This is a genomic window from Paenibacillus jilunlii (assembly GCF_900102965.1).
Lineage (GTDB): Bacteria > Bacillota > Bacilli > Paenibacillales > Paenibacillaceae > Paenibacillus_AQ > Paenibacillus_AQ jilunlii.
Genome location: NZ_FNGM01000004.1, coordinates 217686 through 239805, shown reverse-complemented (window position 1 = coordinate 239805; position 22120 = coordinate 217686). Strand labels below are relative to the sequence as shown.

Annotated in this window: 20 protein-coding genes; 4 read left to right on the top strand and 16 right to left on the bottom strand. The window is 51.0% G+C overall.

The window, feature by feature from the left end:
• Positions 1-72: 72 nt before the first annotated feature.
• From BLQ82_RS10460 to BLQ82_RS10430, 7 genes are all read right to left on the bottom strand, one after another.
• On the bottom strand, positions 73-1089 hold the full coding sequence (locus tag BLQ82_RS10460) for an LLM class flavin-dependent oxidoreductase (RefSeq protein WP_062525568.1): 1017 nt from the start codon (positions 1087-1089) through the stop codon (positions 73-75).
• A 12-nt stretch (positions 1090-1101) separates the two neighbouring features.
• Positions 1102-1854, bottom strand: coding sequence for an amino acid ABC transporter ATP-binding protein (locus BLQ82_RS10455; protein ID WP_062525570.1), 753 nt, complete (start codon positions 1852-1854; stop codon positions 1102-1104).
• On the bottom strand, positions 1851-2561 hold the full coding sequence (locus BLQ82_RS10450; RefSeq protein ID WP_062525636.1) for an amino acid ABC transporter permease: 711 nt from the start codon (positions 2559-2561) through the stop codon (positions 1851-1853). Before BLQ82_RS10450 ends, BLQ82_RS10455 begins: the two co-directional genes overlap by 4 nt.
• The gene (locus tag BLQ82_RS10445) at positions 2561-3343 is read right to left on the bottom strand and encodes an amino acid ABC transporter permease (RefSeq protein ID WP_062525572.1); all 783 of its coding nucleotides are present in this window, start codon (positions 3341-3343) and stop codon (positions 2561-2563) included. The genes BLQ82_RS10450 and BLQ82_RS10445 overlap by 1 nt, the downstream gene beginning before the upstream one ends.
• A gap of 33 nt (positions 3344-3376) precedes the next feature.
• A complete protein-coding gene (locus BLQ82_RS10440) occupies positions 3377-4252 on the bottom strand; it encodes a transporter substrate-binding domain-containing protein (protein ID WP_062525574.1) in 876 nt (291 codons plus the stop codon).
• Positions 4253-4256: 4 nt separating this feature from the next.
• Complete coding sequence (locus tag BLQ82_RS10435) at positions 4257-4772, bottom strand: GNAT family N-acetyltransferase (RefSeq protein WP_062525575.1); 516 nt, start codon at positions 4770-4772, stop codon at positions 4257-4259.
• Positions 4773-4886: 114 nt separating this feature from the next.
• Entirely contained in the window at positions 4887-5780 is an 894-nt protein-coding gene (locus BLQ82_RS10430) for a LysR family transcriptional regulator (RefSeq protein WP_062525577.1), read from the bottom strand.
• Positions 5781-6060: 280 nt separating this feature from the next.
• Here BLQ82_RS10430 and BLQ82_RS10425 point away from each other — a divergent pair, with 280 nt between their 5' ends.
• Complete coding sequence (locus BLQ82_RS10425; protein ID WP_062525578.1) at positions 6061-6645, top strand: GNAT family N-acetyltransferase; 585 nt, start codon at positions 6061-6063, stop codon at positions 6643-6645.
• Here the strand turns inward: BLQ82_RS10425 and BLQ82_RS10420 are convergent.
• Positions 6597-7793 carry an MFS transporter gene (locus BLQ82_RS10420; RefSeq protein WP_062525580.1) on the bottom strand — a complete coding sequence of 399 codons (1197 nt, stop codon included), beginning with the start codon at positions 7791-7793 and terminating at the stop codon, positions 6597-6599. The two genes, BLQ82_RS10425 and BLQ82_RS10420, sit on opposite strands and share 49 nt — an antisense overlap.
• Before the next feature lie 661 nt (positions 7794-8454).
• Here BLQ82_RS10420 and BLQ82_RS10415 point away from each other — a divergent pair.
• Entirely contained in the window at positions 8455-9159 is a 705-nt protein-coding gene (locus BLQ82_RS10415) for a 3'-5' exonuclease (protein ID WP_062525582.1), read from the top strand.
• Positions 9160-9321: 162 nt separating this feature from the next.
• Here BLQ82_RS10415 and BLQ82_RS10410 read toward each other — a convergent pair whose 3' ends face one another.
• The 7 genes from BLQ82_RS10410 to BLQ82_RS10380 form a co-directional block, all read right to left on the bottom strand.
• Entirely contained in the window at positions 9322-10296 is a 975-nt protein-coding gene (locus tag BLQ82_RS10410; protein ID WP_062525584.1) for a LacI family DNA-binding transcriptional regulator, read from the bottom strand.
• A 118-nt stretch (positions 10297-10414) separates the two neighbouring features.
• Complete coding sequence (gene gtfA, locus BLQ82_RS10405) at positions 10415-11881, bottom strand: sucrose phosphorylase (RefSeq protein ID WP_062525586.1); 1467 nt, start codon at positions 11879-11881, stop codon at positions 10415-10417.
• Positions 11882-11894: 13 nt separating this feature from the next.
• Positions 11895-12854 carry a carbohydrate kinase family protein gene (locus BLQ82_RS10400; RefSeq protein ID WP_062525588.1) on the bottom strand — a complete coding sequence of 320 codons (960 nt, stop codon included), beginning with the start codon at positions 12852-12854 and terminating at the stop codon, positions 11895-11897.
• 97 nt (positions 12855-12951) lie between these two features.
• On the bottom strand, positions 12952-13779 hold the full coding sequence (locus BLQ82_RS10395; RefSeq protein ID WP_062525590.1) for a carbohydrate ABC transporter permease: 828 nt from the start codon (positions 13777-13779) through the stop codon (positions 12952-12954).
• Entirely contained in the window at positions 13779-14663 is an 885-nt protein-coding gene (locus BLQ82_RS10390; protein WP_062525637.1) for a carbohydrate ABC transporter permease, read from the bottom strand. Before BLQ82_RS10390 ends, BLQ82_RS10395 begins: the two co-directional genes overlap by 1 nt.
• A 67-nt stretch (positions 14664-14730) precedes the next feature.
• Positions 14731-16053, bottom strand: coding sequence for an ABC transporter substrate-binding protein (locus tag BLQ82_RS10385; protein WP_062525592.1), 1323 nt, complete (start codon positions 16051-16053; stop codon positions 14731-14733).
• 378 nt (positions 16054-16431) lie between these two features.
• Complete coding sequence (locus BLQ82_RS10380; RefSeq protein ID WP_062525594.1) at positions 16432-17388, bottom strand: 3'-5' exoribonuclease YhaM family protein; 957 nt, start codon at positions 17386-17388, stop codon at positions 16432-16434.
• A 209-nt stretch (positions 17389-17597) separates the two neighbouring features.
• Between BLQ82_RS10380 and BLQ82_RS32960 the strand changes: the two genes are divergently transcribed.
• Positions 17598-17723 carry a hypothetical protein gene (locus BLQ82_RS32960; protein ID WP_280117262.1) on the top strand — a complete coding sequence of 42 codons (126 nt, stop codon included), beginning with the start codon at positions 17598-17600 and terminating at the stop codon, positions 17721-17723.
• Here the strand turns inward: BLQ82_RS32960 and BLQ82_RS10375 are convergent, their stop codons facing one another.
• Positions 17724-20114, bottom strand: a complete 2391-nt coding sequence (locus tag BLQ82_RS10375; protein WP_062525596.1) for an FMN-binding protein — start codon at positions 20112-20114, stop codon at positions 17724-17726.
• A 464-nt stretch (positions 20115-20578) separates the two neighbouring features.
• Between BLQ82_RS10375 and hemH the strand changes: the two genes are divergently transcribed.
• Complete coding sequence (gene hemH / locus BLQ82_RS10370; RefSeq protein WP_062525598.1) at positions 20579-21595, top strand: ferrochelatase; 1017 nt, start codon at positions 20579-20581, stop codon at positions 21593-21595.
• Positions 21596-22120: the final 525 nt, after the last annotated feature.

Below are 22120 nucleotides of genomic sequence, written 5' to 3'. Positions count from 1 at the left end.
CCCTTCGGGCAAATACTGTCCTTTCATTGCCTCACATGCAGGTTCCTGTATGCCCCTTCAGATCCGTACCTGCTATGCCTCCGCAGGCACTTCAGCGAATGCCTCATACAGCAGCTCAAAGGAACGGAGCCGTTTGTCAAAGGACTGGACATTCGTCGTCACGATGAACTCCGTGACCCCGGAGGCCTCCGCCAGCGCCAACAGCTGCTGGCGGACCGCTTCCTTGGTTCCCTTCGTGATCTCCGGCTCCCGCTCTTCGAGCGTGTACGCCTCCTTGCTCTGCCGGGTGAACGCCTCGGCCTGCTCGCGGGTGGCCACCGTCAGCGTCCTGCCGCCGGCCAGATGAATCCGGATCAGCTTATGCGCTCCGGCCAGCTCTTTGGCCTCGGCCTCCGTGTCGGCAGCTACCACGGCAAGGGCGATTATGACCTGCGGCTCTCTCCCTTGCGAGGTGTCAAAGCCGCTCCGGTAGGCCCGGATCGCTTCCAGCGCCACCGCCTGATCACCGCTGATGAACAGCGAGAAGACGTAAGGCAGTCCAAGGCTGGCGGCAATTTCTGCACTGGCTACGCTCGCGCCCAGCACATAGAGCTCGGGCGGAATCCCCGGAATCGGCCCCGCTTTTAGTCCGGCCAGCGGATGATCTGCCGCCAGCCGGTTATGGACATATTGCTCAAGCTCCATAATTTTGTCCGTCAGGGAAGGCGCTTCGGCTCCGCCCTGCTGCAGTGCCTGCGTGCTCCGGGGCAGTCCTCCCGGTGCCCGACCGACTCCAAGGTCCACCCGCCCGGGTGCGAGCGAGGCCAGGACATTGAAATTTTCCGCAACCTTATAAGGGCTGTAATGCTGGAGCATGATGCCGCCGGAGCCTACCCGGATGCGCTCTGTTTTGGCAAGCAGATGCGAGACCAGCACCTCCGGAGAAGAGCCCGCCACCTGTTCCGAATCATGGTGCTCTGAAACCCAGAAACGGCGGAAGCCCAGCCGTTCGGACAGCTGAGCCAGCTTGACCGTATGCTGAAAGGCTTCTTCCGGAGTTTCACCGGGATAGATTGGACTTTGATCCAATACGCTGATTGTAATAGCCATGGGCTTGCCTCCTTAAATGGAATAGTTCAGCTCCGGCGTAATCCGCTTAAGGAACTGCTTGGTTCTTTCTTCACGAGGATGATTGAACACCTCCGTTGGTGTCCCCTCTTCAACAATGACCCCGCCGTCCATAAACACCACGTGGTTTGCCACATCGCGGGCAAAGCCCATCTCATGCGTCACCACGATCATCGTGATGCCTTCCTTGGCAATTTTGCGGATGACAGCGAGCACCTCACCCACCAGCTCCGGGTCGAGCGCCGACGTAGGCTCATCGAACAGAATCACTTCCGGCTCCAGCGCAAGCGCCCGGGCAATCCCGACCCGCTGCTGCTGGCCCCCGGACAGCTGGCTCGGATAGGCGTCCAGCTTCGCGCCGAGGCCCACCTTCTCCAGCAGCGCGATGCTTTTCTTCCTCGCTTCCTCCTTCGGAAGCTTCTTCACGATCAGCAGACCCTCCATCACATTTTCCAGCGCTGTTTTGTGCCGGAACAGATTGTACTGCTGGAAGACCATCGCCGTCTTTTGCCGCAGCTGGTGAATATCCTTCTTGCGGGCATGCCTGCAGTCCAGCTTAAAATCACCGATGGCGATTTCTCCGCCGCCGGGCTTCTCCAGATAGTTCACGCAGCGGAGAAGCGTGGTTTTACCTGAACCGCTGGGGCCGAGAATGACCACAACCTCGCCTTTTGCAACCGCCAGATCAATATTCTTCAGCACCTGATGGCGTCCGAAGGACTTCGATATCTGCTTCAGCTTAATCATATGACTCCACCTCGATTGTACAGATTGATCCGCTTTTCGATCAGGGCGGTGGCCCGTTCAATCAGGAACGTAAGCCCCCAGAAGATCAGCGCCGCCGCCAGGTAGGCCTCAAAAAACTTCCAGTTCGTCGAGGCGACGATCTGCGCCTGGGCATTGATATCCACCACGGATACGGTAAAAGCAAGCGTTGATCCATGCAGCATGCCAATCACGGAATTGGAGAGATTCGGCAGGCCCGCCGCCAAGGCCTGAGGGAAGACAATCCGCCGCAGCGCCTGGGATGTAGTCATGCCTACAGCATGGGCAGCCTCCATTTGCCCGCGGTCCACCGCCAGCAGACCCGAGCGGACTACCTCAGACATATAGGCGCCTGCCGTAATCGAGAAGGCAATGTAGGCAAAGCCGATCATCGGAATGGATACCGACCGGAAGCCCCAGCCAAAATGCGCCGCCAGCCCGTCAATGATCATCGGCAGTCCGAAATAGATCAGCAGCAGATGGGTAAGCATCGGCGTCCCGCGGATAAAGGTGACATACCCGGTCGCGAGCGGATGCAGGAACGGCACCTTGTAAATTCGGATAAGCGCAACGGCGATTCCAATGATCAAACCGGCACTTACCGAAACAAGCGTAATATACAGCGTCGTTGGGATTGCACTGAGAATTTGCACAAATGCTGTCCATATAAATGAAGGGTCCAGCTTCATCATCCGCCTCCTCCTTTACCCGGTCCCAACTGGGCAATCATTCTCCGGTAAGACCCGTTCTTTTGCAGACCAAATGTTTTTCTCGCTGGACTGCCCGGTACTTCATGCCGCAAGAGACGGCGTTCCGCCACCAGCAGCAGCTTCTCAAGTGTAAAACTAATCACCAGATAGATCAGAGCGAGAGCAATATAAGTCTCAATAAAATGCTGGCTGATGCTCCCCAGCGTCTGCGCTTTTCCCGTCATCTCCATCACCCCGAGGGTAAACGCGAGCGAGGTATCCTTCAGCAGCGCAATCACCAGGTTGGAGAATACAGGAACCGCGATCCCCAGCGCCTGAGGCAGCACAATCCGCGAAAAAGCCTGAAAAGACGTCATTCCCGCCGCATAAGCCGCCTCCACCTGTCCCCGGTCCACGGCCGTTACAGAAGCCCGGATCATTTCAGACATGAAGGCTCCTGTGTGCAGCCCATAAGTCAAAATCACAAAGAACAGCACAGGCGCCCGCGTCACATCCACGTGAACCAGCTTCAATATTTCCGGCAGTCCATAATAGAACAAGAAGAGCTGAATCAGGATCGGGGTACCCCGGAAAAAGGAGATATAAATCTCGGCAAAGGTTTTTAGAACCGGTACCTTATACAGACGGGGGAGGGCCACCAGGAAGCCTACCAGAATACCTGCCAGCAGAGAGAAGCCGACAATCAGAAGCGTTGTACCCAGCGTAGTCAGCAGTTTAGGCAAAAAGGAAAAGATATAGCTGATATCAAATGGTGCCCCCATACAGCACCCCCTTCCCCTTAGTTATAGCCCCTGTCATTTAACCGCCGTTCCGGTAACATCTGCCCCCAGCCACTCGGTGCTTAGCTTGCCAAGGGTTCCATCCGTTTTCAATTCCTTGATGGTCCCGTCGATGGCATCCGAAAGCTTTTTCGAGCCGGCATCATCCTTCCGGAAGACGTACAGAATGTCGGCGGAGGACAGCTCGTCGCCCACAGCCTTCAGCTTGCCCTGCGGATCAATGACCGGCAGTACAAAATCTGCTGCGAGCGTCGCATCTACCCGTCCCGTAGTGATCTGGTTCACGGTATCGTTGGCCGCCCCGTTCTGGTAGACGATTGTGATCGCATTGTCATGCTCCTTGTTGTAGTTCTCCAGAATTTGCGCTTGCGCGCTGGTTGCGCCGGTCAGCACCTTTTTTCCTTTCAGATCATCAAGCGAATGAATGGACTCATTGTCCTTGGCGACGATAATGCGGTTTCTCCAGTGGGCATAGGCTTCTTGGTTAAAAGAGTACTTCTGCTCTCTCTCGGGGTTCTTCTCCATTACATGGGCGACCAGATCAATTTTTTTGGTTTCCAGACTCAGCAGCAGATTGCTGAAATCCATCGTCTGCAGCTCGAACTCATATTGCGGCAGGCGGTTGTCGATTTCCTTGATCAGCTCCACATCGAAGCCTGTAAGCTTGCCGTTCTCATCAATGAAGCATACCTGTGGAAAACCGGTGCCTGTGCCGACGACAATTTTGGTTACTTGGGCTGCGTCTGTTGCGGCAGGAGCCTCTGTAGATGTTTTCGCTGCTGCTTCAGCTGTATTGCTGCCCTGGCTGTTGCTTGTATTATTATTCGTGCCGCAGCCCGCAATCACCAGTGTCAGCAATAGTCCATATACCAGCGGGATCGTCTTCTTCATCGTTTTAGCCCCTTTGAATGATAGTTGGTTGACCGATAAGCTGTTTTCGCATCAAATACATAATGCCGTCGCCATTCTGCGGGTCCAGCTCCAGAATCCGCTCATATCCCCGCCGTTCATACATGGGAACCAGCCAGGGGTGTTTCTCCGCCGTAGCCAAAGTAACCGCAGCAGCACCCAGCTTGCCGAGAATCACATGCTCCTCAACCCAGTCCAGCAGCTTGCTGCCGTATCTTTTTCCCCGGGCATCCGGATTCACCGCAAACCATTTGACAAAAGGCAGCTCAGTGAGCGCCTTGATCTCTTCACCCCTGGACAACGTGATTGTGGCTTCCACGCTGCCGTCGATCTCCAGCAGATAACACTCATTCGTGGCTACATTGTCCTTAATCAGTTCCAGGTCGGCTGTGGCCGCAGGCCAGTGCAGTCCCAGTTCACGAATCGTCTCATAGGCACGATAGGTTATATCCAGCAGCCGCTCCGCATCCTTCAGCTCTGCCAGCCGGTACACCTCTCCCATTCTGCCACCTCCGTCCATTTTTAATTTTATAATCCCTATAGAATTAGTGGTGATTATCTGCAATCAACTTTATCACTGCATGCAGCCATGCGCTAATAGAGTTTTTTAATTGATCTATACAATAAGTCGATTCAGCTGACTGCCCGCTCCCAGCTCCAGCAGCGTTTGGATAAAGCCGGCATACTCTCCATTCAGGGAAATCAGGCTGGTCCGCAGCGAGATCCCTTCCGTCTCGGCAATCTCTACCCGGGTCAATGTTCCGGCCGCAACCTCCTCCTGCACACTCAAGGCTGGGAGAAAAGCAATGCCCGCCTTTCGCAGCACCAGCTTTTTGGCCGTCTCCAGATTATCCACCTGGTATACAATATCCGGCGGCTGCTCCATGCTCTCGAATACCCGGTGCAGCCGCAGCCAGTCCAAAGAGCCGCATTCAAAAAACACGAGCGTCTCCTTGCGGATATCCCGGATTGAAGCACGCCTAGCCTGGGCCAGTGGGTGCCCTTCATACACATATAGAGAAATCGGGTCCTCACAGAATGGATAAGCCTGGATCGCCGGATTGACCACCTTGCGGATGAAGGCCAGATCGATATCCTTCGCTTTCAGCTTATCAATCAACACCTCCGTAGGGGCCGTTGTCAGTTTAATATTCAGATTCGGATACGCACCCTTCAGATGAACCAGAAGCTGCGGCATCAGATAATTAGAGACAGATATGGTGCTGCCGATTCGCAGCTCATCCGGGACCAGCCCTTTGGATTGAATCTGATGTTTGCCGGATTGGTATACCTGAAGAATTTGCTGGGCATAGGGCAGGAACTGCCTGCCTTTATCCGTGAGATTAATCTGCTTCCCCACCCGGTCGAAGACTCTGCAATCCAGCTCGCGTTCAAGCGACTGTATGCGGGCAGTAACTGTAGGCTGGGAAATATACAGAACATCCGCTGCCTTATTGAAGCTCCCGTAGTGGTTGATATAGACGAACGCTTCGATATTTTCAATGTTCAATAGTAGCCCCCCTCATCCCTATTTAATAAACTATATAATTCCGATCAATTAACAATGAATTACAAGCAAACTACCCTATAGATTTTGTTTATATCTTAGTCACAGCCCCTTTTTTTGTCAACTGAATTTCCCTGTTATTATTCAGAGAAACCATATAAAAAGTCACAAATGTAGATAGAACTTTTCTATCCATTTATCGGAATTATTAAATTCCACTTATATTCATCGGATTTGTCGTTTATAATTAGCCTCATTCATTTTGATTCACAGGAGGCGCAAGATGTCCAACTCCAAAGAAATCCTTATCCGCAACGCAGCGGATTCAGACCGGGATGCTGTTGCCGCAGTACTGCTGGAGGCGTATGGCCAGTATGCTGCTGAGCTGCCTGAACCGTTCTGGGCGGAGTACCGCCGTTCCATTCTTGATTCCGTGCACGGAACTGCCCCCTATGCGCGGATCGTCGCTGAAATCGACAACCGGATTGTCGGCAGCGTGCTGCTCTTCCTGTCCTCCGAAGAAGCGTACGGGAGACCGGAGCTGGGCATTCATTCTCCAATTATCCGCCTGCTGGGGGTCTCTCCAAGTGTCCGGGGCCGCGGCATCGCAGTACTGCTGATCCGTGAAGCCGCCAGAAGAGCCATCGCGCTGGGAGCCGCCACCCTGAACCTCCACACCTCCGATATGATGGCTTCCGCAATTAAGCTATATGAGAGACTAGGCTTCAAGCGGGCTTATGAGACAGATATTATGAACGGGAATACCCTGGTTAAGGGCTACTGCCTTGATCTGGGAGCATTCGCCGTTCCGCATGCCCTTCAGACTCTTTCAATACGTTTTAAACCTCTTGATGAGAAAGCACCATAGATAATAAAACAGGCTGCAATAAAAAAGATAATTCTTAAGCTCATAAACTTAGACAAGATGCTAGCAATAGCAATAGAAAGAGTACGTAATGTATTAATAATAAATCTTGTTGTAGTAAAGACCCGTCCTAATATTTCTACTGGAAGTTCTGTCTGTAACGTCGTACGAATTCCATTCGGCGCAGATGCCGCTCCAAGGCCAACTAATAAATATGCGCCTGACACAACAAAAAGGTTATCAGCGAACGATGTTATCATTAATGATACTCCTAATAAAATCATTCCAACCACTATAAGATCATAATGGTGATACGGTTTTTTCTTACGTATTATTAAAACAGACCCAATTACTAAGCCAATACCTTCCGCAGTCATAATCCAACCATAACTTTCTGTAGGTAAGTGCATATAATCACTTAACATAATAACAATAAGTGATCCCGTCGCCCCGATACCAATTAATAAAAATCCCCAAATTAAAATTATTTTTTTAACAAGCTTGCTTTTTGTTACAATTTCCAAACCTTCTTTAATCTCCGTAATAAAATGTTTTGATTTTTCATTTACTGCTTTCCCATACTTGTACTCAATAAATAAAATCATTAACCCAGCGAGAATAAAGGTAAAGATAACAGCTGAAATACTCCCATAAATGCCAGCTAATGTTATCAATAGACCCGCTATTGCTGGTCCAAATATCATATTCACCGAATCCGTAGTTGACAGAACTGAATTAATTTTTGAAATATCCTCTGAAGGTGTAGTCTGAGGTATTATTGAGCTAATGGTAGATGAGCTGATTTCATCACAAATACCAAGTATAACTGCAGTAATATATATTGTTTCGATGGAGAAATACACTAGTAGAAGAGCAACTGCAGCACCTCTTAAAATATTCACAAATAATAAAATATATTTCTGATTTAGACGATCTATTAGCGCACCTGCTATAGGTGTTAAAATAAGGGAAGGAATAAACTGCACAATAAAAAAACCACCGACTGCTATGGTGGAACCTGAGATTTTATATAATTCTACTATTATTCCTATATCAAAAATATAAGCCCCTAAAGATGAAAAAAAATAAGTCAAAAACATACATACGGTGTTTTTTGATATTGGTTTAGATGTTGGTTTATTTGAAATCATAAGATCCTCCTGATTAATATGCCAAATTCATTGCCTTCTCCATGACTCACAGTATGGATACGGCGCTTGAAGCCCGACCTCTAATACATAGTATATTTAGATATTTTTAACAATAATATAAATCATACTATATTCACTAGTAGATCATCCCAGAAGTTCCTACCTTGACGGAGTGATCAGAATGATCTGGGCGCTAAGATGAAACCAATTTGCGAACAAAGCAAGTCAACCATTTCGCTCATGGTACCACGATACGGTGTCGCCCCCCACTTTCCGTATTGGTCCGCCATGCCGAGTGTGTAGGTTTGCACGGTAACTTTGGTGTGCCAGGCTAGGTTGACGGATCGCTAAGCTGGCATTTCCCGGAGCATAAAAGTGGATTTGCGTGAAATAGGGTCATCTGGGTCCGTAAGCACCCGACAAAGATCGATTTCAAGCAGATAACGGCATCAGTGTCCATTAGGGGAAGCCCCCTCTTTTCAGGGGAGGCTGGAAGAACTCGATCCTCTGCGGTATCAGCCGTTTGGCTTTGTTTTCTCCTCTTGGAGAAACGGGGAGGAACTTTTGAGATATTGTACTAGTCATTGTAAATTCAGCAGTTTGTATTTGCCGCTCCGCTCCTTTAATATAAATCTTATATGATGAATAAGGGGCTTTACCTATGAATTTTACTGCGATAGACTTTGAAACGGCCAACTCCAGCCGCTCAAGCGCCTGCGCTTTGGGGCTTGTTCAAGTGAGGGAGGGCGTAGTGAGCGCCGAGCATGTGTGGCTGATTGATCCGCAGCAGCGGTTCGACGGCATGAATATAGCAATTCACGGCATCACTCCTTCAATGGTAGAGGGAAAACCGACGTTTGATGAGCTATGGCCCACGCTGGAACCGCTGCTGCATGGCGAGGTGGTCATCGCGCATAATGCTGCCTTTGATATGAGTGTCCTGCGCTATTGCCTGGACCGGACCACTTATAGCTATCCTGAGTTCCAGTACATGTGTACCTATCTGCTCGGCAAAAAAATGCTGCAGGAGCTGCCCTCCCACAAACTGAATGTGGTGTCACAGCATTTCGGGATCAGCCTGAAGCATCACGATGCGCTGGATGACGCCAGAGCAGCGGCAGCGATACTGCTGAAGCTGATGGAACGGGAGCAGCATACCGATCCCCTTCTGCTGGCCGGCAGCCAGGGCTATAAGGCCGGAACGATGTATGCGGGCGGCTACACGCCATTTAAGTCCCCGCCTAAGAAAAAAGCCAGGAAGCCAGCGGCTCCAAAAACCTCCGGCCAAAAAAGTCTGCCGCCATCTTCCGTATCTCCACGCCAAGGAGCCTCCAGCGGCGGCTCTACCTGGAGCAATTTTTTCTGAACACCAGAGCCCCTGATCCATTCCAGCGGATCAGGGGCTCTGTATGCTGCACAATCAGACTTGAAAACTGTCATCCCGCACAAAAAGCCGCCTGCTTCGGACAGCAGGGGCTTTTTGTCTTGTCCAATGATTGTGCACGGCTTAGAGGCGTTCCTGCTGCAGTCAGGTGCTTTCCCGTTCGACCAGCTCCACCGGCAGAACGGTCTCCCGCTCTACCGGCTTGTCATCCATCTGCTCCAGCAGCAGTTCAACGGCCCGCCGGGCCATATCCTTGATCGGCTGTCTGATCGTGCTTAAGCCGGGCATGTACCATGAGGCGGCGCCGATATCATCATAGCCGATGATCCGCACGTCGCGGGGGACCTCCTTCCCGAACGTGCGGCACCACTTCATCACGAACAGCGCCATCAGATCGCTTGTCGCGAACACGCCGTCGATGTCGGGGTGCTCAGTGAACATTTTCCGGATAATTTCATTGTAAATCTGCTCGTCGAAGACATCCAACTCGGTCTGGTAGGTGACAAATTCGACGCCTTCCTGTCTCGCCTCACGCTCAAAGCCGGTCGTACGGAGATTGGACAGCATATCCAGCTTCATGTTGCCGGACAGATGGCCGATCTTGCGGCAGCCCTTAGCGATCAGCAGACGGGCCGCCAGAGCCCCGCCGTTTTCATTGTCCGAAGCGACAAACGGAATATCACCTATCCTGCGGTCGATGGTGACCAGCGGATAATTCAAATTAGTATAATCGCCGATCTCCAGCGTATGGCTGCCGAGAATCATCCCATCCACCCGGTTGCGCCGCATCATATCAACGTATTCCCGCTCCTTGGCGGAGTCGAGCTGCGAATTGCACAGCAGGAGCTTGAAGCCGTGCTGATAAGCAACAGATTCGATTGCATTCGCCAGCTCGCCGAAAAACGGATGCTCTACGCTCGGGATAATCAGCCCGAGTACATTGGAGTGCTTGCGCAGCAGCGAACGGGCCAGCTCATTCGGCTGGTAATTCAGCTCGTCCATGACTTGATATACCTTCTGCCGGGTCTTCTCGCTGATATACCCCCGGTTGTTTAACACTCTTGAAACGGTGGTCACGGACACACCGGCTTTTTCCGCCACATCGTTGATCGTAGCCATTGCATTGCTCCTTCCCAAAGCTCGTCTCTCTATTATAATTTATCTGGCGCTTATAGGGAAAAGATTGGCTGACCAACGAATCGCTAACACCATCCTGTGCCTCCTGGAAGCAACAGCTCTACACCTCAAGCTGCGCCAGCACGCCCTCCCCGTCCGTATATTCAATCTCAGAGCGCATCGTATCAAGGTTAATGTACAGCGTGCAGCGGAATTCGCCCTTCGTCCAGGACAGTCTGATTTCATCCGCTGCAGCTTCCTCTACTGTAAAATCGCCGTTAAACGCCTCATATTCATTTCTGAACCGGATCAGCTTGAGCAGACGCTGTACAACTTCCTTCTCCAGCGATTGCCCGATTTCCGGGAGCGTATAGTTGCGGCGGTTGATTTCGCGTCCCTCGCCGGTTTCCCGCACCCGCTCCAGATCATTTTCACCAGCCAGCAGCCCGACATAATACACCTGCGGAATGCCCGGAGCAAAAAACTGAATCGCCCGCGCCGCCAAATACGCATCGTCATCACAGCCCAGCACCGAGTAATAGGAGCAGCGGATTTGATGGACGTCGAACCCGTCGGGCGCCTTGTGGTCTTCGGATACGATAAGGCTCAGGTTGGCTCCTCTTTCAACACAGGTATCAACGATCTTACGGGCATCCTTCGTGTCGATCAGATCGTCCAGGTCAGGCTTGACCGGGACGCCGTCATGACAGTCGAGCATGGTGAACTGCTTGGCCGGACGGGTGCGCAAGTACTCCTTAAGCTCATGGCTGTCCTTGTTCAGCAGCGTATCGAGAATCCGGTACGGCAGGATGAAATCGTAAATCCAGCAGCCGTGCTCCGCCAGCTTGTATTGAATCGAATAGTGCGAATGCACTTCGGGCAGCAGTTCGATATCGAGGGAATCGGCCAGCTCCTTGATCCAGTCCAGAAAGCCATAAATCTCCGGCTCGACGAAAAAGCAGCTGGTGCCCAGCTTTTTGATCACATAACCTACCGCATCCAGCCGGACGATCTTGATATTGTTCTCCTTGAAGCAGGTGAAGAATTGTATGAACAGCTGTTTGACCTTCTCCGAGCGGATATCCAGATCAATCTGCTCGGACGGATCGCTTTTGCCGAAGGTCGTCCACACCTGAAGCTCTTCCTGTGTGTCCTCAATGGTGAACGTGGAGTAGGGCTTACTGCGGCGCAGGAACATTTTATCGATGTCCGCCTGTACCGGTTGCCCGTCCGCCCAGATTTTATCCAGCGTAAGGAACAGATCGGCGTAGCGGGACTGCCGCCCGTGCTGCAGAAAGTCCTGAAAGTAAGGGGACTGGCGGGAGATATGATTGACCATCAGGTCCACCAGCACATCGTGCCGCTCCCCGATTGCCCGGATGTCCGCCCAATCCCCAAAGGAAGGCTCGATCTCCAGATAGGTCAGCGGTGCAAAACCGCGGTCCCCCGATGAAGGGAATGGAGGCAGAATATGCACCCCGCCCTTGAACACATCCGGGAAATACGTCTCCAACACATGACGGAGCGACTTCAAATCTCCGCCAAGCGAGTCTGGGTACGTAATTAATTGCACTTGATTTTTAACCATCGTCTTCTCTCCCCTAACATCCGTATTCGGCTTGTATTATATTTAAATCCGGCAGCGGAACCACGGCACCGGTATATTTCAGCTTAAATGCGCTTACGGCAAAACCTGAGCGGAGCGCCTTACGGATCGTTGCGCCTCTGACAAGCGCCGTGTAGAACCCCGACCAGAAAGCGTCGCCCGCTCCCGTCGTATCGACCACCTCATGCGCCAGCGTCTCAAACCGGGCCGTCTCCTGTCCATTCGAGACAATAGCGCCGTCCTTGCCGAGTGTCATAATGACGAGACCTGCGCCGAGCGCGATGTATTTTTGCACCTGGTTCTCGGGGGTATCGCGGCCGAACAGCCGCTCCGCGTCGTCTTCCGAAGGCTTCACGATATCCGCCTGGCCGATGATCTTCTTGACATAGTCCGTGCCATCCTCGCCCTTCCGCCAGATCTGGGGATGGTAGTTCGGGTCAAAGCATACCGGAATGCCGTGCCGCTTCGCCGCCTCAATCACCCGGTGAATGGTCTGCCGCGACGGCTCCATTGAGATCGGCCAGCAGGAGAAATGCACGAACCCGGCCTTCTGCACTGCCTGCTCCAGTTCCGGCGTATAGGCCAATTGGTAATCCGCAGCCCGGTAAAAGATCGGGACAGGGGTGGACGTGCTTTTCGCGATAAGCACCAGACTGGTGGAATCCTGTACAATTTGCACACACCCGGTATCAATTCCAGCCTTTTTCAATGATTCAACCAAAAAAAAACCCAGCCGGTCATTACCGACTGCCGAAGCCACTATAGGACGGATGCCCAGGCGGCTGATATTCATTGCGATATTGGAAGGCGCCCCTCCGAAAAAAGGATGATAAGTCCCTGGCCCTGCAGTAGTATGATCCTCCTCCGATATAAAATCTACCAGCATCTCTCCCGCTGTCAGCACATCATACTCTCTATCGGCCGGCAGCTTGATTCTCTCATCTAACTTGAACATTATGTTCTCCCTCCTACTGCTATCCAATATATCAATTGTTCATCTCCCGTATAGCTCTGCTTTCTCTCAGACGGGCCGATGCTTTTATTCACAAAAGCTACTTCACCGAACCCTGCATAACCCCCTGGATAATGTATTTTTGAGCGAACAAATACACAATGACTACCGGCAGAATGGTCAACATCAGGCTCGCCATCAGAGGACCGTAATCGACCGTGTAAGTGCCGTAAAAGGAATAAGTGGACAGAGGCAGAGTGCGTTGTCCAGCCTCAACCAGGACCAGCGATGGCAGCAGGAAGTCGTTCCAGATCCATAATACATTTAGAATCCCGATGGTCACCGTCGTCGGTACCAGTACCGGAAATACAATTTGAAAGAACATTCTTATTCTGGAGCAACCGTCAATCATCGCAGCCTCTTCCAATTCCTTAGGAATGCTTTTAATAAAACCGTGATAGATAAAGACGGCCAGTGAGCTGCCGAACCCCAGGTACATGAAGATCAGGGAGGTCTTGCTGTTCAGCATGTCGAGAGAGCCGTAAATTTTCACCAAAGGAATCATTATCGCCTGGAACGGAATAATCATGGACGCTACCATAAACAGAAATGTATTCTGGTTCAGCCTGCTGGGATTGCGCACAAAATAGTGGGCGGTCATGGCGCCGCAAATCCCGATCAGAATGACGCTGAAGGCCGTGATGATAATGGTATTGGTGAACGCGTCTACATAGTTCATCTGCTCAAAGGCATAGCTGTAATTGGCGAATTTAAAGCTGGTAGGCAGGGCCAGCGGATTAGAAGTAATCATCGCGTTTTCTTTCAGGGAGTTTAGCATCAGCAATAAAAAGGGAACGAGAAATAAAACCAGCAGTATAGCCAATACAACGAATTTTGCTGCTGAGCCAAGCTGTCTTTGGACGCGCATCAGGCTTCCACCTCCATCTTTTTGCTGAAATATACCTGCAGCAGTGTGATTACGGCCACGAGCAGGAACAGGACGAACGCTTCAGCCTGGCCGACACCGTAGTCACGCGACAAGAAGGCTTTTTGGTACACATGCATGGACACAAGCTGCGTGGAGCCGAATGGGCCGCCCTTAGTCAGAGTCAAGTTCAAATCATAGACCATAAAGCCACGCTGTAGTGACAGAAAAAGGCATACGATAAACGAGGGCACCATCATGGGAATAGTCATGCGGATCAGCTTCTGCCAGCTGTTGGCCCCGTCGATGCTGGCGGCTTCCTGAATATCGGCAGGCACACCGGTTAAACCCGCCACATAGATCACCATCATATATCCGGCATACTGCCATACGGTAACAATGACCAGCGTCCAGAAGGCCTTGTCCGGTTCAGCCAGCCAGGATGCGCTGAAGATGCCGATGGAGGCTTTCTGCCCCAGGTAGACCAGTACATTATTAAAAATAAATTGCCAGATGAAACCCAGCACGATACCGCCCACCAGGTTTGGCATGAAAAATCCCGCCCGGAAAACATTCTGTCCCTTGACACTTTTGGTAAGCGCGTAAGCAAGCATAAAGGCCAATACATTGGTGAGCACCACGGTAAACAGCACGTATTTGAGGGTAAGCCCAAAGGAGCTCCAAAATTCCGCGTCCGCAAAAACCGATCCGTAATTCCGGAAGCCGACCAAAGTATGTGCAACAGAAATGCCGTCCCAGCTCGTAAAGGTTAAGTAAATGCCGTATATAAAAGGAACAATCATTACGGCCAAAAAGGCAAACAAGGTAGGCCCAGTAAACAGAAGCCGCAGCCGCAGCCGGTTCCAAAAGCCTTTTTCTCCAATCATCGCATGTTCACTCTCCTTCGTGTTGAAAACCGGCAGGACCGGAAACAGCCCCGCCGGCAGAATCACATTACTTTACTGTTTTCCAATAGTCCTCAATCTCTTTGGCCAAAGTAGCCCGGTCACCGGCCTTGGACAAATATTTCTGCATGGATGCCCCCACCTTGGTCCAGTGGTCGGCCGGCAGATCGCTCAGAGACGGCTCCACCTTGCCTGCGGCCAAATAGGCTTGAATCGACTTGCCTAACGGATCTGGTGTCTCCATAGTAATATTCTTGAAGGCAGGGACGATATTGGCTTTATTCACCAGGAAATCTTGTCCGGCTTGTTCATACACGATCCAGTCAAAGAATTTTTTGGCTGCCGCCTGCTGCTCCGGTGTCGTCTTCTCCTTGTCTACAACAATACGTTTGCTTACAGCAGCAGAAATCTGGGCGTTGCCGTAATCATCGGGATTATTGCTGACGGGCACAGGGAGGAAGCCATATTGCTTGTTGGCTGTATCAAAGCCGCTGATCTGCGGCCATGCCCAGTTGCCCATAAACCAGATGCCTACTTCACCCTTACCCAGCATTTCAGGTCCCTTCTCATAAGTTGGAGAAAGCGGAGAGGCCTGATCCATGTTGTACTTCATCATCACATCGAAGGTGTCCATCAGCCCGTTAAATACCTTGTTGGAGGACAAATCCACAGTTCCTGCTCTAAGGGAGCTGATAAAGCCGGCAACCTCCGTGCTGTCCTTACTCTGCCCTCCGTAAGCAAGAGGAAGATAATGTGCGCCAAGCGACCAGTCCATCGGAGAAATAGTGAGGGCTTTCTTTCCGCTGGCTTCTATTTTTTTGAACAGCTCCTCTAGTGAAGAAGTCGTATTGATCGAAGCAGGATCAAAGTTCCCTCCTACAGCTTTATCCAGGACTGCTTTGTTGTAGATCAGGCCATACCCTTCAACCGCCAGCGGGAAAGCATAGTTTTTGCCTTCAAACGTAGTCAGATCAAGCGCGCTGTCAATAGCATCGCTATTCCACTTCGCATCGCCCAGATCAAGAATATGGTCCTTGAATTTGGCTACATCCCCTGTATCCAGCATAATCATGGTAGGCTGATTACCGGAGGCATACAGCGTGGAAGCTCTTTCAAAGGGCGATGTGCCGCTAGGCACTTGCTGAATTTCCAGTGTAATGTCAGGATATGCCTCATGGAAGCTCTTGGCCGCATCCTCTAATTGGGTTTGAATTTCACCTTTGGAATTAAGCAAAGTGATCTTGACACCATTATCCGTGCCGGATTTATCTGAAGAGGCGGTGGATTTGCTGTCGCTGCTTCCACAGGCAGACAAAGAGGCGGATACTATCAAAGTAAGCGCTGTTAAAGATACCTTTTTAAATCCTTTCATGTGTACATTCCCCCATCGGTAGTTTGTATAAAAATGATTTGGAAGCACTTTCAAATCATCTTTAATCCGATTATATGTCAAAGGTTTAACATATGTCAATCCTTTGACATGTTAAACCTTTGGCATATAAATCCACAGCGTTGTTTCTCTCAGAATAGCGTTGAGAGCAGAGGATAAACAGGTTGTCCCTTCTACTTGGGCCTGGGCCGGAGCTGATGCGGTACATCAGCAAAATTGTGCTTGGGGCGGGCATAATCGGGGCAAGGCCAAGTTTCTTGGCAAGTATTAAAACGGCCACCTGCTCAAAGCAGGTGGCCGTTATCATGAATATCGGCAACTAAAGCCGTTGCCAAAGACTTAAGTTATTCTACTGGAAAATTAAATCTTCATCCGGTACACAGCCTTATTCTCCAGCCCCCGGATGAACGGGGTCCATTCCTCCGTCTCAGGTGTCGTATCCAGCGCATCCTCTACCATTTGCAGCTTCGCATCCAGCGCATCGATATGATGCAGGGCCACGGCCTCCGCCGTCTGCGGCTGCACCGGGCTGCCCCATTCACCCAGGTTGTGATGGGATAATACCAGATGCTGCAGGCCGAGCACTTTTTCCGATTCCAAATCAATGCCGGAGCGGATCGCGGCCTCGGTAATCCAGTTCGAAGCCATGGAGATATGCCCGATCAGCTTACCCTGCACACTGTAATCAGACACAATCCCGAACTGCGAAATCATCTCTTCCGGCTTGGCGATATCATGCAGAATAATCCCCGCCTTCATCAGGTCGGGATTCAGGAACGGACGCTGCTTGCAGAGAAACTCGCCGATTTCCAGCATCCGCACCATATGATAGGCAAGTCCGGCAAAATAAGCGTGATGATGGGTTTTGGCCGCCGGATAATGCATTAATTTCTCTTCCACCTTCCCCACACAAAAAGATACGATCGTTGCGATCTCACGGTCAGTGATGCTCGCCATCACGCCTTTAATCGTATGAATCAGATCAACCGGCCGGATCGGGGCCGACCTGATAAAATCAGTGAGAGAGACGTTGTCACTATCATTGGCGAGTCTGATCTTGGTTATTTTCACCTGGAGCTTCTCACGGTACGTATGCGCAATCCCGCGGATCTTCACCAGTGCCATCGGGAAAAAGGTCTCTTTATCCGCCGTGCTTGCATCCCAGTACTTGGCCGAGATCTGGCCGCTGGAATCACCCAGAACAATATCAAAATAATCCTTTGGAGGAGTACCGTTTGTTTGTTTGATTGCCAGCTCTCGCAGCAGATAAAAGCCGACAAATTCATCCTGTGGAGATAGCTGTTTAATTAGTGTCATTTTTGGAGCCTCCTATTACTAACAGGACCTAAGCCTGTTTGTGTATATTAAACTTTAGACATTCATCTCCGAAATCCCTTTAATTACTATACGATTCCTATTTCTAATTATGCCCTCGTCCCAACACAAGCCGTTTTTACCCAATTCCGCCAGCTTCGAAAATCTTGTTTATATACGTCATCAAATAACCTCCAAAGCGGGGCCCTTGCATGGAAGCTGATTCAGGTATTTTGCCGGGACCCCAATATTTACTTTCTGACATACCAAAAAAAGGGGTTGTTCCAGGCCATGTGGATGACCCGAAACAACCCTTTAGTGATGTTCCTGGAAAATAATTATTTCCCTGCTGTTTCCAGTGCAGCTTTGATGGCCTCTACCGCTTTGGCGGAGACTTCCTTCTCCGCATCATTGCTGCCGAATGCCGCTGCACGGTATCCATACTTGTGCAGGCCATTGCCGGCCGAAGTATTTTCGATCTCTGCCTTCACAGCCTTTTCTGCTTCAGTCAGCTGATCGTAAGCTTTTACTTTGCCTGCTGCATCCAGATAATTCACGATCATGGTCACTGGGACGTTATATTTTACAGTAACCATTATATTTACAGTTTTGTCGGTGCTTACACCAATGAAAGTTCCGTTAAAGTAAGCGGCTTTGCCGGCTTCAACCACTTCAGCTTTGCCGTATGCTCTGTCCACCGCAGCTTTCAAAGCATTGCTGCTGCTGGTTGCCCCGGATACCGCATCCACTTCCTGCACACCTTCTCTTGTGCCTGCAGCAAGGAAGCCCGCTGTCAGCTGCGGAAGGGCTTTTTGCACTTCAGCATAAGCGTTTTTGCCCAGGTCAGCCATATTCATGCCTACACGGCTCAGAGCAACATTTACGATTTTGCCGTTGCGCAGAGTAACGTCAGCCTTGTTCGTTCCTTTGTCATAAGCGTCGCCATAGGCAGTGAAGGTACCGTCTTTGTAAGCGCCCTGTTCTTTGGAAGCATTCGTCAAAGCGTCTGTCAGTGCGGCTCTTGCCGCTGCAGTCAGCGCTTCTTGACCAGTAATGTCAGCGATTTGCACACCTTTGTCAAGAAGTCCTGCAGTCAATTGTTCAACCAGAGTCTTTTGTTCAGCAGTCAGCTTGTCGTCTGCAACCAGTTTGCCGTCTGTTCCGAACAAGCTTAATTTGATGGCCGTTACCTGGTCTGCTGCTACATCAACAAGCATAAAGATCTTGGACGCATTGTCCACACCGGCAATTTTGCCGTCAAAGTACTGGCCGGCGGCCGGAACCCTCAGAGCCTTCTCAAAAGCTCTTTCTACAGCCTGGTTCCAGCCATGGCTGCTTTCGGTGGCGCCGGAAATTCCGTCTACCTTCTCATTATAATTAGCGATATAAGAACCGTTTGCAAGCAGTTTGGCCGTCATTGGAGCGTTGGCCTTTACTACTTCAGCATAAGCGGTTGCGCCTCTGTCGATCAGGTTGGTGCCCAGTCTGTACAGCTTCACATCAACCAGCCTGCCATTGCGGATCACCACATCTGCTCTTTCTACGCCCACACTTCTAGCAGTACCGTAGGAAGAATAGAATCCGTCAATATACGCTGAGGTGTTGTTGATGCTTGCATTTTGTTCTGCATCCCAGAAGGCTTTGACGGCAGCCTTGGACTCCGCTTCGAAGCCGGCAACCGGCTGGGCGGAAGAACCGTTTGCGAGCAGTACAGGTGTTATTGCGGCAATCGCTGCAGTTTGTTCTGGAGTGTAGGTTTTTTCGTCCGCGAAATCTCCGGCTGCAGTCAGCGGATACAGCTTCACCGCAGTAAGCTTATTAGCATCATAGCTGGCGAATACAGCATATTTGCCTTCCGGATCTACTCCCATATGGTCGCCTTCAAAATAAGCGGCATCCGCTGGTTTGACCTTAAGCGCTCTTTCAAACGCTCTGTCGACCGACAGCTTCCAGCCGTTGCTGGAGCGTGTTGCGCCTGAAACCGCATCCACTGCTGCTGCGCTGTCTCTGGTCTGGCCAAGCAGTCTGTCCTTCATCAGCTTGTAGGCTACCCACACGCCGCTGTAATTCTCGCGGGCATTTCTGTCGATAAGCTTCGGGCTGGTTCTCAGCAGCTCAATGTCAGTAATTTTACCGTCTTTAATGGTTACCTTAGCGCCTTCGGTACCTTTGGAGTAAGCATTGCCGTAAGCTACGTACACTCCGTCCTGATACACATTTTGCTTAACCGTTACGGGTTTTGCGGTCGCTGCCGGTGTAATGGCTGCCGTTGGTGCAGCAGTTGCTGCTGGCTCAACGGTAGCAGTTGGTTTCACTGTTGCAGCAGGCTTGGCTGTTGTGGCAGGCTTAGCTGTTCCGGCAGGCTTGGCTGTTCCGGCAGGCTTGGCTGTTCCGGCAGGCTTAGCTGTTGCCGTTGGTTTTGCGGTCGCGGCAGGTTTCGCTGTTGCTGCTGGTTTAGCCGTTGCTTTTGGCGTTGGTTTCGCTGTTGGCTTTGGTGTTGGTTTCACGGTTGGTTTGGGTTTCGCTGTTGGTTTTGCCGTAGGCTTTGGTTTTGCCGTTGGTTTCGCTGTCGGTTTTGGTGCAGCTGGCTTGGCAGTAGCCGCAGGTGCTTCCTCCGAAGCCGCTGAAACCGCATCCACCTTTAGATGCAAGGCAGGTGCATTAATCGTATACGCGAGTGGCGCGAGCAGCAATGCTGCGCTGACAGTCAAAGAAATTAACTTTTTCAATGAGTATTCTCCTTTATCATATCCCCAGTAGTATGTAGCCTTTCAAATCCAAGCTTCTTCATAGTCTCTCTCTTCTGTTCTTATGAAAGCCCCTTCATAAGACATTAGAGGCCATCCCCCCTCTCCCGATCTTGCGCGACCCATCCCGTGTACGAAAAGATGCATCCATTTTCTATGTATCGCTAAAGGTGAATTAATTCACATATAAGGATTTAAGTCTGCCTGCGGTAAATTTCTGGCTTGATACTATCAAAATTATCCTTTGCTTCTCTGTATACAAAATCACACACCCTATAAGAAACATCACTTTTTCACAATTAACACAAAAGACAAGCTTATTTTTCCTCTCATTTTCTCCCATTTACTCCGTCTTATGATAATCATGTGATTCCTTATATTGTATTCTCAATAATGGATGTGATATTTTGGAGTGATGTCAAGTTGATAGAAAGGAGTCTTTTGTTATGCTGACCCCCGCTCCTATCGGTGTGATTCTCGCTCAGATTGGAACACCGGAAGCTCCCACTGCCAAGGCTGTCCGGCCCTATCTGCGCCGGTTTTTGTCAGACCGCAGGATTATCGATTACCCGCCACTCTTCTGGCAGCCCCTGCTGAGGGGTATTATTCTGCGCGTCAGGCCGCGCCGCTCCGCACTGCTGTACAGCCAGATCTGGCAAAAGGATGGATCGCCGCTGCTGCTTCATTCCCTGGACCAGCGTGCCGGGCTTCAGCGGCTGCTTGGCAGCCGTTATCTAGTTGAACTGGGACTCGCCTATAGTGCGCCAAGCATGGAACAGGCAATGGGCAAGCTGGAAGCGGCCGGCGTCACACGAATGATCGTCGTTCCGCTTTTTCCGCAATACTCTTCTACCACAACCGCTTCGGTTTATGATGCCGCGAGCTTTGCCGCTCTCGGACGGCGCAGTGCCGGCGGACCGGTCACCAAACGGTTTGTGCCCGCACTGCGTTTCATGGAAGCCTACTATAATGAGCCGGGATATATCTGGGCGATGAAAGAGCATCTTATGCAGCAGATAAGCCGCTTAAGCCTTCCGCCTGATTATTATGTGCTGAGCTTCCATGGCATTCCCCGCAGATATGCAGATACCGGAGATCCGTACCCGCTGCAGTGTCTGGAAACGGCGCGACTGCTTGCGGAGGCTATGGGCTGGGAGACGGGATGCTGGCAGGCCGCGTTCCAATCCCGCTTCGGACGGGAGGAATGGATCGGTCCCTCTACTTCTGAAGTCCTGAAGGAGCTCGCCGGACGCGGTATCCGCAGACCTATGATATTTTCCCCGGGCCTTACGACCGACTGTCTGGAAACGCTGCATGAGCTGGAAGTCGAAGGACGGGAGCTTTTTGCCGCTGGCGGCGGGCAGCCGGAAGACTTGGTTGCTGCACCGTGCCTGAACGACAATGAGGAGTGGCTCAGCTTTCTGGCAGAGCTGGTAGAACGGAATGCCCAAGGCTGGATCTAGAGGCATTCCGTGTATGTGGTTAATCAGAGCAAAACGGCTGCGGCCGCACAGCCATTGGAGCTACCGGGGGACCTTGCACTTCACGCTGACTGGTAAGCCTATGCTTCCCCCTGTAATTTCATGCTTGCTGAACCAGGCAACAGGCTCAAATGGAAAATGTGAACTTCAATTCTCCCATACCCTCTCTCCGCAAGCGTTAGTTGGAAAAAGGATCACTAATCCGGCCGATTCCCTTTTCAGATGGCGTAAAGAAAGTTGTGCACCAAGTTTTGGTGCCTTGTCAGGCACCAACAAAGTAGGGTATTCCCGGGATTACGACACCACCAAGAAGGGACCCTACTCGATGCCCACTTCTGGCCAACTCAAAGGTATTTATACCTCTCATTTCACTCAGTCGCCTACTTCCGGCTAAACCAAAGGTATTTATACCTCTTATTTCTCTCCGTTGCCTACTTCTGGCTAAATCAAAGGTATTTTTACCTCGCATTTCTCTCAGTCGCCCACTTCTGGCCAACTCAAAGGTAT

Coding starts and splice junctions, on each gene's coding strand:
- BLQ82_RS10455 (WP_062525570.1), bottom strand. CDS start 1,854: ATGATTAAGCTGAAGCAGATATCGAAGTCCTTCGGACGCCATCAGGTG.
- BLQ82_RS10460 (WP_062525568.1), bottom strand. CDS start 1,089: ATGGCTATTACAATCAGCGTATTGGATCAAAGTCCAATCTATCCCGGT.
- BLQ82_RS10395 (WP_062525590.1), bottom strand. CDS start 13,779: ATGCGCGTCCAAAGACAGCTTGGCTCAGCAGCAAAATTCGTTGTATTG.
- BLQ82_RS10440 (WP_062525574.1), bottom strand. CDS start 4,252: ATGAAGAAGACGATCCCGCTGGTATATGGACTATTGCTGACACTGGTG.
- BLQ82_RS10400 (WP_062525588.1), bottom strand. CDS start 12,854: ATGTTCAAGTTAGATGAGAGAATCAAGCTGCCGGCCGATAGAGAGTAT.
- BLQ82_RS10425 (WP_062525578.1), top strand. CDS start 6,061: ATGTCCAACTCCAAAGAAATCCTTATCCGCAACGCAGCGGATTCAGAC.
- BLQ82_RS10390 (WP_062525637.1), bottom strand. CDS start 14,663: ATGATTGGAGAAAAAGGCTTTTGGAACCGGCTGCGGCTGCGGCTTCTG.
- BLQ82_RS10435 (WP_062525575.1), bottom strand. CDS start 4,772: ATGGGAGAGGTGTACCGGCTGGCAGAGCTGAAGGATGCGGAGCGGCTG.
- gtfA (WP_062525586.1), bottom strand. CDS start 11,881: ATGGTTAAAAATCAAGTGCAATTAATTACGTACCCAGACTCGCTTGGC.
- BLQ82_RS10410 (WP_062525584.1), bottom strand. CDS start 10,296: ATGGCTACGATCAACGATGTGGCGGAAAAAGCCGGTGTGTCCGTGACC.
- BLQ82_RS10445 (WP_062525572.1), bottom strand. CDS start 3,343: ATGGGGGCACCATTTGATATCAGCTATATCTTTTCCTTTTTGCCTAAA.
- BLQ82_RS10385 (WP_062525592.1), bottom strand. CDS start 16,053: ATGAAAGGATTTAAAAAGGTATCTTTAACAGCGCTTACTTTGATAGTA.
- BLQ82_RS32960 (WP_280117262.1), top strand. CDS start 17,598: ATGGAAGCTGATTCAGGTATTTTGCCGGGACCCCAATATTTACTTTCT.
- BLQ82_RS10420 (WP_062525580.1), bottom strand. CDS start 7,793: ATGATTTCAAATAAACCAACATCTAAACCAATATCAAAAAACACCGTA.
- hemH (WP_062525598.1), top strand. CDS start 20,579: ATGCTGACCCCCGCTCCTATCGGTGTGATTCTCGCTCAGATTGGAACA.
- BLQ82_RS10380 (WP_062525594.1), bottom strand. CDS start 17,388: ATGACACTAATTAAACAGCTATCTCCACAGGATGAATTTGTCGGCTTT.
- BLQ82_RS10415 (WP_062525582.1), top strand. CDS start 8,455: ATGAATTTTACTGCGATAGACTTTGAAACGGCCAACTCCAGCCGCTCA.
- BLQ82_RS10450 (WP_062525636.1), bottom strand. CDS start 2,561: ATGAAGCTGGACCCTTCATTTATATGGACAGCATTTGTGCAAATTCTC.